Source organism: Shewanella goraebulensis, assembly GCF_030252245.1.
In the GTDB taxonomy this organism is placed as follows: Bacteria; Pseudomonadota; Gammaproteobacteria; order Enterobacterales; family Shewanellaceae; genus Shewanella; species Shewanella goraebulensis.
The window spans coordinates 3238480-3252116 of record NZ_CP126972.1; the positions used below are offsets into that span (position 1 = coordinate 3238480).

Genomic DNA, 13637 nt, shown 5'->3' on the forward strand with positions numbered 1-13637 from the left:
ATAACAGTTTATGAGTGCTCGGTATTTCGATAACCAAGCACTCACAGACTTCACACTTTACAAAATGACTGAAACTAGATTTAAGCACTCATTTGCGTAGGGGTTTGCATCAATTCAAAATGACCGCCATGTTCATTTCGCTCAATTGACGCGATAGCTGAAGTGGCAAAAATAGGTGGTTCCATTCCGGCGACTAATTCACTGACCATGTAACCTAGAATGGGCATGTGAGCAATGACTAACACCTTGTTAGCGTCATAATTTTCTGCATAAGCCAAAATCGCATCAACAGCAATTTGTGGGCTTCCTGAAGGCGTAATATCATCTAAAACTAACCACTTATTCGGCTCTGGTAAGTGTTTAGCGACCTCTTGCCACGTTTGCTGAGCTCTTAAGTAAGGACTCACAATCACTAAATCTACACTAGCGACTTTTTCAGTTAGCCAGTTTGCCATGGCATTAGATTGAATGCGGCCTAATTGCGACAGCATTCTTTCTCTATCAGATGGTGCATCAAAGCTTGCTTCACCATGTCGCATCAAAAATAGCTGCATACTTCTATTGCTGCTCATTGTCGCCACTCATTATTATTGTGTTTGTTTTTCAATTGTAGCCTTAAAAAGGCCATCTACAAAGTATCAATGAAGTAAAATTAATTAGTCTTTAGTCGATATTTTCATTAGATATTTGCTAAAAGTCGTCAACGAGATCAATATATAACAAGCCTTCTTATCTGGAGCATTATCTTGACCATAAAGCCAGACACAGCACTTGATGCAAAAAATAACATCGTTACTAGCCCAAATGACCATCGCCAATATCGCCATATTGAGCTCGATAACGCATTAAAGGTCTTACTCGTTGAGGATAACACTTCGACACAAGCGGCTGCTTCCATGACAGTCTCTGTAGGCCATTTTGATGACCCAATTTCTCGCCCTGGCATGGCTCATTTTCTAGAACACATGTTATTTTTAGGCACCGAAAAATTCCCTGATTCTGGCGAATATCATCAATTTATCAACCAGCATGGTGGCTCAAATAACGCTTGGACTGGCACAGAACAAACCAATTTTTTCTATAGTATCGATTCCGAACACTTCGAAGAGTCATTAGATAGATTCAGCCAATTTTTTATTGCGCCAAAATTTGATTTAGATCTTGTTGACAGAGAAAGGAATGCCATCGACTCTGAATACAGTTTAAAACTAAAAGATGATATTAGACGTGTTTATCAAGTTCAAAAAGAGTCGGTTAATCCCGAACACCCTTTTAGTAAGTTTTCAGTGGGCAACCTTCAGACCCTTGCAGGGGATGAAGCAGAAGTCAGACAGGAACTTCTAGACTTTTATCGGTCGAAATACAGCGCAAATATTATGACGCTTTGTTTAGTTTCTCCACTTTCATTGGATGCTCAGGCTAAATTGGCACAACACTTTTTCAGCCAAATCAATAATCGAAATGTTGAGCTTAACTATCGTGATGTGCCTTATCTTCATGAAGATGCAAAGCTTAAACACATCAATATCTCACCGGTGAAAGACCAAAAAAGATTAAATATCAGTTTTGCCCTTCCTTGTATTGAGCCATTCTACCAACGTAAACCACTTACATTTATCAGCCACTTATTAGGCAATGAAAGCCCTGGTAGCTTGCTGTCTTATTTAAAAGAACAAGGCTATGCCAATAATTTATCAGCAGGTGGTGGCGTCAATGGCTACAACTTTAAAGATTACAGCATCAGTATTCAGCTCACAGAGAAAGGGCTTCAGCAAGTCGATACGATTATTGAATGTACTTTTGAATATATTGAGCTAATACGCACTTCAGGAATAGAACCTTGGCGTTATGATGAACGTTCAAGTCTGTTATCTACAGCCTTTAAATATCAAGAGCAAATAAAAATACTCGATTTAGCCAGCCATTTAAGCATCAACATGCAGCATTATAAGGTCGAAGATATTGTCTTTGGCGACTATCGTATGGATGGGTTAAATCCTGAAGAAGCATTAAGCTTATTAGAGATGTTCTCCCCATCCAATATGCGTACTCAGTTGGTTTCCAAAGAAGTCAGTACTAACCAGCAAGCTAAATGGTATTTTACCCCCTACTCAGTTGAAGATATTCCTGCTGAGAAAATAGCCCATTGGCAACAGGCAAAACCTAGAGCAGAATTGTCACTACCAACAAAAAACCCGTTTATTGTGAATAATCCACAATCTCGTGACGAAGCCAGTAACAGTGATGTACCTGTTGTGGTTGCTGAAGATGAAGGTTATCGAATTTGGCATCGTAAAGATGATGAATTTAACGTACCTAAAGGCCATTTGTACCTTTCTTTGGATTCAGAAAATGCGAGCCCAACACCTAAACATGCTGCATTAACGCGGTTATACGTTGAGATGGTTTTAGATTACTTAACAGAATCAACTTATCAAGCTGAAGTTGCTGGGCTTAATTACAACATATACCCTCATCAAGGCGGTATAACTCTACATCTAACCGGCTTTACAGGTAATCAAGAAACCTTATTGGCTTTAGTGATTGAAAAAGCAAGAGAGCGTAATTTTACTCAAGAGCGCTTTAAACTCATTAAAAAGCAGCTACTAAGAAGTTGGACTAACGTGGCTCAAGCTAAGCCTATTGCTCAACTATTTACTAGCCTTACAGTCACACTACAAAAACGCTCTTATGAGCCCGCGAAAATGGCAGAGATGCTCGAAGATGTCACCTTAGATGAGCTTCACGATCATGTGAGTGCATTTTACGAGAAAATTTATGTAGAAGGTTTAGTTTATGGCGACTGGCTTGTTAGCGAGACTCAGCAACTCGCAAAACGATTAAAGCAGGTTCTATCTTTAGTCACAAAGCCAAGCTCTGAGTCCAGTCGCGAACTGATAAACCTTAGTGACAGAGGCACGTTAATGCGTGAACTTTCTGTTGAACATCAAGACAGTGCAATCATCGTTTACTATCAGTCAAATGAAACCACAGCTAATACTGTTGGTTTATTTAGTTTGCTAAACCACACAATGTCGTCTACTTTTTTTCATGAACTAAGAACAGAAAAACAGCTTGGTTACATGGTCGGAACAGGATATCTACCACTTAATCGCCACCCAGGGATGATATTCTACATACAATCACCAACTACCGGACCTCGCGAATTACTCGAAGCCATTGATGAATTTATCGCTGACTTTAACTATGCAGTAATGCAAATTACAAAAGAGCAATGGGAAACGACTAAGCTAGGCTTAATTAATCAAATATTGGAAAAAGATGCCAACCTTAAAAGTAGAAGTCAGCGTTACTGGGTTTGCCTTGGCAATAGAGATTATGACTTTAAACAGCGAGAAAGAGTCGTTGAAGAAATCAAGAAATTTACTCGTGCAGACCTTATTAAGTTTATCGTGAGCAATATGCGCAGTAAACACAGTGACAGATTAGTGATGTTTAGTGCTGGTGAGCAACACACTCAATTAGAGCCAATGCCTACAGCGCAAGTGATTACGGACTTAAGAGGATTTAAACAAGATGCCAATAAGTTTGAATTCTAGTGATTTACAAGACGTTTAAAAATTTTTACAGAATTTATAAAATTATCATCATCGGTGCTTTTTACAGTGTAAAAAACTGCCTTATGAAGTAAATGGAGTCTATTTAGGATGATTTTTAATCATTGTAAGCCATTGTTTGTATAAATTTAATACAGAGTGTTGAAATATATTTTTTTTATTCTTACCAATTTTTGACAAAGTATTAACTTTCTGAAAAAGTGGAGTATTACGTTGAATAATTCTAAATCACAGAAGATAAAAGTATCCTGTTTATGCAAATGATAAGTCGGTTGTTAATTTGTACATTTCTCCTTGCTCATGCATTGACGAGCCTTGCTTTTGCTGATTCTGGTTCAAATTATGATCTGACACTTAATACAGAGATTTATAATACTGAAGATGGTTTATCTCAAGTAACTGTAACTAGTATTGTTGAGGATAAAGATGGGTTTGTATGGTTAGGTACCGTTAATGGACTCAACCGTTTTGACGGTACAAATTTCAAACACTTTTTTGCCGAAGATAATAATTCAAATTTACCCAGCTCTTTCATTAAAAGTTTACTCGTAGATAGTCAAAATAGGCTTATTGTTGGTACGGATTTAGGGTTAGCTTTATACAATGATACCTCAGAAACTTTCTCTTCAATAGAAGTCGATAGCAAGCCATTAACAGAAGCGATATGGTCTATATCTGCACTTTCTAAAGGTGTGGTCATTGGTCTAGACAACAAAATTTTAATTCTTAATGAAAGTTTAACAAGAGTTTTATGGGACTTTAATAGCGAAGTATTACAAGAAGTTAAAAAGGTTGTTGAGATTGAAGAAAGCTTATATATAAGAAATTATAATGGAATAGTCTTTAAATTAGAAGATAATAAACTATCAACCATAGCCTATAAGTCAAATGACATAGGTCTAATATCTAATCGGCTAATTATATCTACAAACGATGGTTTATTTAGCATTAAAAATAACAATAAAGAAAAAATTTCCGATGTTGTTATGACGTACTTAGAGCCTTCTAGAGGAGGTAATGAATTAACTTCTATTATTGATTCAGATATTGTTAGAATTGACGAAAATAACACTATTAAAAAAATTGGTTTCATTGATCAAGATGCATCTAGAAAACGTCCATATATAAAAGAAACCAAATCAGCGATATTTATAACTGATGTAAACTTGGGCGTAATAAAAATTGATAGAAACAGAAATTTAATTAAAAGTTCAAAGTTTATAAAAGATAATATTTGGGCTGCGACACAAACTGAAACCAATATATTCCTTGCTACTGACTCTCTTGACGTTAGAGTGTTAGACAAATCTTTAAAGTACCTTTACTCAATTGAAATTGAGAATGCTTCAGGCCCAAAATCAATAAGAGTATTAAATAATAATCTATACACAGGCAATATTACAGGTTTAACTAAAACTGATTTATCCACCTTAAATACCGTTCAAATACTTGACAGACATATAAGTAATGTAAAGTTGAGTGAAAATAAAGATTATATCTTCGCTTCAACAATTAACGGTAAAATTTTTGTAGTAAAGGATTCCACAGTGGTTGAAACACTAACTACTGGAGAACGTTACCCTATATTTGATTTAATTGAGAGAAATAATGAGTTATGGGTAGCCTCTCAGGGAGGATTATTTAGAATTAAAAATGGTAAACCAGATAAAATCTTCTCGGAGAGTATGGTTACCACCTTAAAATTCGACGGAAATGAACTCTATTTTGGTACCAGAAATTCATTACTAAGATTGAATATAGAAACCAATGAGTTAAAAGAAATATTCAAACATAACAAACTAATTTATTCGATTGAACTGTTTAACAATTTTTTAGTTTCAGCTTCCGCTATGGAATTGAACATAACCAATAAAACGAGCTTTAAAAATCTCAAGTTAACAACTAGAAATGGCGCTCAAGCTGATTATAACTCCCTAGCTTCAATAAAAATTGGCGATTACTCATTATTTGGCGGAGCTAAAGGTTTAAGTATTGTAAACCCAAATGAAATCTATAATGAGATTTTGATTTCTGGTAGTACAAATGCTGCACTGATTGATTTTTTATTATTTAATGTATCTGAAAGCATTGATGGTGGGATTCTTACACAGCCAATAAATAAACAAAAAAATATTACTTTAAAGTATTCCGATTACCCATTCACATTCACTTTTGTAACTCCAGGCCAGCCGCTAGAAGAGTTTGAGTTTTATTACCAAATGGAAGGTCTAAATGATAATTGGCTTCCTTCACAGAACATTAACTCAGCAACATACACAAACCTTTCTTCAGGAGTATACAATTTCCATGTTTACGCAATTAATAAATTATCAGGAAAACAAGGTGAAACAAAAACCATTCAAATAACTGTCACTCCACCTTGGTACTACTCTTTCGAAGCTAAACTTTCATATACTTTACTTGGCTTTATATTGTTCTTTATCATAACTAAAATAGTTTTACGACGACGTGAAATACAAAAACAGATTGCATTAAGTGAAGAAAGATTAAAGTTATCGCTCTGGGGAAGTGGCGATGAAATGTGGGATTGGGATATAGAGACTGGCGAGATTTACCGCTCTAATATTTGGGGAACACTAGAATTTCCTCAAGATGGACAACGTTCAGGTAAACCAGGTGAAGAAAGTAATATCCATCCTTTAGACCAAAATCGCGTTAAAACTGCGTTAAACGACCATTTTAAAGGTCTAACAGACCATTTTGAAGTGGCTTATCGTGTAAAAAGTCGCGAAAATCTGTGGATGTGGATTTTAGATAGAGCAAAAATTGTAGAAAGAGATCACAAAGAAAATCCTGTTCGAATGACGGGTACCATTAAAAACATCAATAACCTTAAACAAACAGAAGAACAGTTACGATTATTCGAACGTGCAATTGAAAATATTTCCGAAGGGATGTTTATCTTAGATGAAAAATATCGTTTTGTTGAAGTCAATGACGCTTGTTGTGAGTTAACAAACCAATCTCGAGAAGAGTTTATTGGCGGTTTATTTACTTTTGGACGTTACCCTGAGTCTTACACAAACCAAATACATGCCTCCCTTTCTCAGCAAGGTCGCTGGAGTAATGAATTAGAAGCAAATAAAGGCGATGGTAGCCACTTCTTAATGGAGTTAACAGTAGATGCCATCTATAACCAACAAGGCGAAACAACTCACTACGTTGGTGTTTTCTCAGATATTACCCGACGAAAACAGCAAGAAGAAGAACTTAGAAAATTAACCAACAGTGATATTTTAACCGGTCTACCAAACCGTTCTAGTTTACAAGTCACGCTAAACAATTTAGTCAAAAAAGACATTCACCATACTTTAATGGTTTTAGATTTAGATAACTTTAAACGCATTAATGATTCTTTAGGTCATCAAATAGGCGATGAGCTATTAGTGGATGTGGCGAAGCGCATTCAAAATAATGTGCCAAAACACGTAAGCTTATATCGTTTAGGCGGTGATGAGTTTGCAATATTAATCGACCATAACCCTGACATTGGTTCTTGTGCCGCGATTGCATCTCGAATTATAGATGCCTTAAAAGAAGAATTTAAAATAGACAATGAATCACTAGTAGTCGGTTTAAGTATTGGTATTGTGCTTTACCCTGAAGATGAACAAAATGAATTAGCTCTACTGCGTAAAGCAGACATCGCTATGTATCACGCAAAATCTGGTGGCGGTAACCGTTATCAATTCTATTCGGAATCTTTGAACCAAAATGCTTTACGTCAGCTTGAAATTGAAAATTTAATTCGAGAAGGTTTAAAGGAAGATTTATTTGAAGTCTACTATCAGCCAAAAGTTGACCTAAAAGAAGATAACCTTGTCGGTATGGAAGCATTAGTAAGACTAGTCCACCCTGAACACGGCATTATTTCTCCCAATGAGTTTATTCCTCTTGCGGAAGAAAATGGCCTGATTGTTGAAATCGGTGATTTAGTTTTAAGAAAAGCATGCTTTGCGGCGCAGAAATGGCGTGAACAAGGTATCTTTAACGGCCGTGTTGCGATTAACTTGTCTTCCAGACAGTTCGCCCTCCCTGATCTTCAACAACGTATTTCAAGCGTATTACAGTTAACCAAACTACCTGCTTGTCATTTGGAACTTGAGATTACTGAAAGCACGATTATTAAAAACCCTGAAAACGCGATTAAGGTCATGAACCAACTTGCCAAAATGGGAGTCACATTAGCGCTGGATGATTTTGGTACTGGTTATTCATCATTATCCTATTTGAAACGTTTCCCTATTCACTGTCTAAAAATTGATAAATCTTTTGTCGATGACATCAGTAAATCTGATCGTGATTTAAAAATGGTAGATAGTATCATTACTATTGCGCATAACATGGGGTTATCTGTGGTTGGTGAAGGCGTAGAGGATGACGCACAACTTAACATTTTAAAAGCGCTTAAATGTGAGGAGATCCAAGGTTACATTTTCAGTAAACCCGTACCCGAGAAAGATTTCACTGCGCTACTAAATGTAAATTTCAACAGACAAGAGAAAAAACGTATCAATAGTTAACATTGGCACAACAAGTGCAGCTAGCAGTTCAGACGTCAAATAAAAAACTTTTTATTAACCCTGAATTGAGAGATAAAAACAATGATTAACGGAATTATCATAGCTGCACTTTTAACTTCTACTTCTGCTGCTAACAATACAATGGAAGTTCTTCCTTCAGTACATCCTGAAATGGTAAAAACGGTTGGTCTGCCAAACATCAAGTTTGTTGACACTCAAGTAGCAGGCCTACCAAACATCAAGTTTGTTGATACCCAAGTCGCTGGTCTTCCAAATATTAAGTTTGTTGATACCCAAGTCGCTGGTCTTCCAAACATTAAGTTTGTTGATACACAAGTAGCAGGCCTACCCAACATCAAGTTTGTTGACACTCAAGTAGCAGGCCTACCCAACATCAAGTTTGTTGACACTCAAGTAGCAGGCCTACCCAACATCAAGTTTGCTGACACTCAAGTAGCTGGTCTTCCAAACATTAAGTTTGTTGATACCCAAGTCGCTGGTCTTCCAAACATTAAGTTTGTTGATACCCAAGTCGCTGGTCTTCCAAACATTAAGTTTGTTAATACACAAGTAGCAGGCCTACCCAACATCAAGTTTGTTGACACTCAAGTAGCAGGCCTACCCAACATCAAGTTTGTTGACACTCAAGTAGCAGGCCTACCCAACATCAAGTTTGCTGACACTCAAGTAGCTGGTCTTCCAAACATTAAGTTTGTTGATACCCAAGTCGCTGGCCTACCCAACATCAAGTTTGTTGATACCCAAGTCGCTGGTCTTCCAAACATTAAGTTTGTTGATACCCAAGTCGCTGGTCTTCCAAACATTAAGTTTGTTGATACACAAGTAGCAGGCCTACCCAACATCAAGTTTGTTGACACACAAGTCGCTGGCCTACCCAACATCAAGTTTGTTGAGACTCAAGTAGCAGGCCTACCCAACATCAAGTTTGTTGACACACAAGTAGCAGGCCTACCCAACATCAAGTTTGTTGACACACAAGTCGCTGGCCTACCCAACATCAAGTTTGTTGACACACAAGTCGCTGGCCTACCAAACATCAAGTTTGTTGACACACAAGTAGCAGGCCTACCCAACATCAAGTTTGTTGACACTCAAGTAGCTGGTCTTCCCAACATTAAATTCAGCAACTCAATCATCGCTTAAGGAAGTCATTATGTTTAATTCTTTAAAGAAAGCTCTTGGTATTGCACAACCACAGCGTAAAAAAGTTAAATTACCAGAAGGTTTAGAACACTTAGAAGTAATTAAAGCAAAAGCTTGGTGGAGTTAAGCTTGAACACTAAAAAGATCAATCTACTAGGCGAGCGATTAATTAGCTTTAGCCAATAAATACCAATAAAAAAGGGAGCATTTGCTCCCTTTTTTATTGGTATTTATTGGCTCAAAAATGATTAGTCTGCTCATTTTCTACAGATAGCTTTCTTATCAATAAATATTTATGACTGTTGAATAACGGGTACGCTAACGGCCCCATTAAAAAGCCTGCTAGTGACCATCTTTTGACAGCCATACCATTATAAAAAGCCTGATTACCTAGATAAAATCCAGAAATACACGACACAAAGATAATAAGAAATATCACTGAAACCTCTATAATTCATTCAGTTAACGTCATTCCATAATCATTGAACACCACAGCTAACCCAGCCGAGTGTAAAGATGGCGAGATTATAACCAATATCACAACCTATTACTAATAGCAGCAATAGGTAGTAAAGCATAACAATAGACAAGCTGACTACATTCTAGGCAATAACGTGCCACTTTTGTATGAAAAGGCGGCAACGTATTGCCGCTTTGTTATTTTGTCAATACTTAGAAGTATGAAATATGACTAATAAAACTTAGTACCACTTTCTGCCATTTGAACTAATTTGTCGCATGGCTCAAAACGATCACCGTGCTGCTGTTGATATTGACGTAATTTTGACACTAAAGTCGCAATCCCCATTGAATCCATATAACGGAATGGGCCACCTAAAAATGGTGGGAAACCAATACCGAATATTGCGCCAATGTCACCATCTCGAGGATTAGCGATAATCCCTTCATCGAGACAACGCACAGCTTCATTTAGCATCAACACAACACAGCGCATAGCGATATCACTGGCAGAACCTGTCGTTTGATTACTGACGCCTAGTACTTGATATACAGACTCATCAACGAGTTTAACTTTCGATTTCTTATTGCCATATTGATAGAAACCTTTGCCATTTTTACGTCCCTTTCGGTCGTCGGCAAGTAACTTATCAAATGCATCTGGCGCTCTAAAACGTTCACCTAACTCTTGAGTTAAAATTGGCGCAATCTTAGCACCGACATCAATACCGACTTCGTCAAGTAATGTAATTGGGCCGACTGGGAAGCCAAACTTAACCAATGCTTTATCTAAGCTTTCAACCTTTTCACCAGACAATAAAACTTGAGCAGCTTCATTCATATATGGCGCAAGAATTCGGTTGACGTAAAAGCCTGCACCGTCTTGAACAACAATCGGTGTTTTACCTTGTTTACGAGCAAAGGCTACTGTAGTTGCGATGGTTTCAGGCGATGTTGTTTTATGGGCAATAACTTCCACTAACGGCATTTTTTCGACAGGCGAAAAGTAATGTAAACCAATGACATTTTCAGGGCGCGATGCAGCCTCTGCTATTTGGCCAATAGGTAAAGATGAAGTATTAGAGGCAAAAATCGTATTTTCGTGACACTCACGTTCAACATCTTTTACCATCTGATGCTTCAGCGCTAAATCTTCAAATACCGCTTCAACAACGATATCGGCATCTTTTACGCCTTTGTACTCAGTGGTGGTTGTCATCAGCGCCATTAAGTTATCTCTAACTGCTGGCGTCATATGACGACGTTTAACACCTTTAGCCAATAATTTATATGCATAGGCTAATGCATTGCTCAAGCCTTTTTCATTAATGTCTTTTACGCGAGCTGGAATCTTGGCTTTCGTTGTCGTAACAGACGCAATGCCACCGCCCATTAAGCCACCACCAATCACAAACGCTTTATTCACTTTTCGAGGTTCAGCACCTTCAGCACCCGTTTCTTTTTTCATTTCAGTGGTTGCAAAGAAAATACTACGAAGTGATTCTGACTCTGGCGACATCACTAATTCAGCAAAATGACTGGCTTCAACTTCAAGCCCTTTTATCATTCCTTTATTCATGCCCTGTTTTACACAGTCAATGATTTTAGCTGGCGCAGGGTAATTACCTTGAGTCTTTTTTAATACCTGTTTTGCAGCTTGGTCAAAAATAATGTCGCGTGTGGTACTGGTTGATTCAAGTACCTTATTCAAGGCACTCTTTTTAGCAATCTTTGCAGCAGACTTGCCTTTTTTTGCCAACGCTATTGCGGTGTCTAATAAAATAGACTCAGGAACAACATCATCGACGAGAGCCATTTTCAGTGCTTGCTTAGGACGGATTTGCTTACCTGTCAGCATCATATCTAGTGCTGTTGTTATGCCTACTTGTCTAGGCAAACGTTGGGTACCTCCGCCACCAGGAAGTAAACCAAGCTGTACTTCAGGTACGCCCATGATAGTTTTTTTATCATCAGTACATACTCGTAAGTGACACGCTAACGCCAATTCTAAACCGCCACCTAAACAAGCGCCGTTAATCGCTGCAACAACAGGGATTGATAATTTTTCTAGTTCATTAAAAACCACATGACCTTTCTGTGAAAGCTCTTTAGCTGCCGATACACTGGTACAAGCGTCAAGCATACTGATGTCAGCACCTGCAACAAATGAGTCAGATTTCCCAGAAATAACGACTAAGCCTTTGACGCCTGCGTCATGCTTAATTTCAGCTAAAATCTCACTAATTTCTGGTCCAAATTCAGCTTTTAAGGTGTTCATGGTTTCACCAGGAACATCCATAGTTAAAATAGCAATACCGTCTTCGCGGCGAGATAAATTAAATGTCTTTTCCATGTTAATTACTCCACTTCTACAATCATTGCTGCGCCAAGACCACCAGCAGCACATGCTGTAGCGAGACCAGTACCACCACCACGTCGTTTTAATTCACGACACACTTGAGTGATTAAACGAGTACCTGTAGCCGCAAACGGATGACCATAAGCAAGTGAGCCACCTAATACGTTAAATTTACTCATATCGATTTCACCAATTGCTCGGTTTCGACCTAATTTTTCTTCAGCAAACTTTTTCGAACCAAACATCTGCATGTTTGCCAGTGTTTGAGCAGCGAAAGCTTCATGCATTTCAATCAGAGTTAAATCTTCAAGCTCCATACCTGCACGCTTTAATGCAAGTGGCGTAGCATAAGAAGGTCCCATTAACATGTCCTGCCATACATCAATCGCGGTAAACGCATAACTCTTAATGTAACCAATAGGTTCATAACCCAATGCTTTGGCTCTACCCTCACTCATTAAAATAATGGCAGAAGCGCCATCAGTTAATGGAGTGCTGTTAGCAGCGGTAACAGAGCCATGTTTACGGTCGAAAGCAGGACGTAGTTTAGCGTAAGACTCAAGCACTGAGTTTTCACGAATATTATTATCGCGGTCAATAAACTGCTTGTAAGGTGGTACATGAGCAGTCATCACTTCATCACGTAAGTTGCCGGTATTCCATGTTTCAGTAGCAAGAGTATGAGAGCGATGCGCCAGTGCATCTTGATCAGCACGACTAATAGAATACGTTTTAGCCATTTGCTCAGCAGTTTGTCCCATAGACAAACCAGTTGAGTATTCTGCTACTGCTGGCGGTACAGGCATTAAATCTTTAAGACCTAGACGACGAGCGATAGCAAACTTTTGTTTAAATGTGCGGGCTTTATTTAAATCAACGAGTGCGTGGGCTAGCTTTTTTGAAACGCCAATCGGTAATACCGAAGAAGAATCTGCACCGCCCGCAATACCAATTTCGACATTGCCAGTCATAATAGATTCAGCCACATTCACTGCAGACTGGAAACTCGTAGCACATGCCCGTGTTACGCTGTATGCATCAGTCGACACATCCATGCCAGTCCCTAGCACAATTTCACGAGCGATATTTGGCGCTGCTGGCATTTGTACGACTTGGCCGTAAACTAATTGTTCGATAGTTTTAGGATCTAGTTCTGAGCGTGATAGCAATTCATTAACCACCATTTTGCCCATATCTAATGCTGATACGCCGTGAAATGCGGTCGCTTGTTTTGCAAATGGGGTACGTAAACCCGCAACGATTGCAATGCGTTCCCCGCGGGCGTTGGTTACTTGTTGTCTATCACTCATTGTTCACCCTCTTGTAATTGTTTAGCCTTCAAATGGCTTGTCAGTGAATATCCATTTTTGTCAGACAGGTCTGGTCTGACCATAAAGTGTGATCTGATTCTAACTTTTAATTACCAAGTTTTAAACATCCGTATGAAAATAAGCTCAAAATAAACTCAAAAACACCAACCAACATACATTTATCTTGCATAAAATCAAAAGGTTAAAATTTAGAGCTTTAACT

General features: G+C 38.1%; 6 protein-coding genes. 3 read left to right on the plus strand and 3 right to left on the minus strand.

All coding sequences use genetic code 11. The annotated features are described in order from the left end of the window. Window positions 1-80 precede the first annotated feature (80 nt). Window positions 81-554: a phosphohistidine phosphatase SixA gene (gene sixA, locus QPX86_RS13665; RefSeq protein ID WP_285165171.1), complete on the minus strand. Its 474-nt coding sequence runs from the start codon at window positions 552-554 to the stop codon at window positions 81-83. A gap of 192 nt (window positions 555-746) precedes the next feature. On the opposite strand from sixA, the gene QPX86_RS13670 reads away from it, so the two are divergent. From QPX86_RS13670 to QPX86_RS13680, 3 genes are all read left to right on the plus strand, one after another. Next, a complete protein-coding gene (locus tag QPX86_RS13670) occupies window positions 747-3560 on the plus strand; it encodes an insulinase family protein (RefSeq protein ID WP_285163013.1) in 2814 nt (937 codons plus the stop codon). A 272-nt stretch (window positions 3561-3832) separates the two neighbouring features. Continuing rightward, complete coding sequence (locus tag QPX86_RS13675) at window positions 3833-8122, plus strand: EAL domain-containing protein (RefSeq protein WP_285163014.1); 4290 nt, start codon at window positions 3833-3835, stop codon at window positions 8120-8122. Window positions 8123-8203: 81 nt separating this feature from the next. Then, complete coding sequence (locus tag QPX86_RS13680; protein WP_285163015.1) at window positions 8204-9286, plus strand: hypothetical protein; 1083 nt, start codon at window positions 8204-8206, stop codon at window positions 9284-9286. Window positions 9287-9977: 691 nt separating this feature from the next. Here the strand turns inward: QPX86_RS13680 and fadJ are convergent. Next, complete coding sequence (fadJ, locus tag QPX86_RS13690; RefSeq protein ID WP_285163016.1) at window positions 9978-12098, minus strand: fatty acid oxidation complex subunit alpha FadJ; 2121 nt, start codon at window positions 12096-12098, stop codon at window positions 9978-9980. 5 nt (window positions 12099-12103) lie between these two features. After that, window positions 12104-13414 carry an acetyl-CoA C-acyltransferase FadI gene (fadI, locus tag QPX86_RS13695; RefSeq protein WP_220754759.1) on the minus strand — a complete coding sequence of 437 codons (1311 nt, stop codon included), beginning with the start codon at window positions 13412-13414 and terminating at the stop codon, window positions 12104-12106. Window positions 13415-13637: the final 223 nt, after the last annotated feature.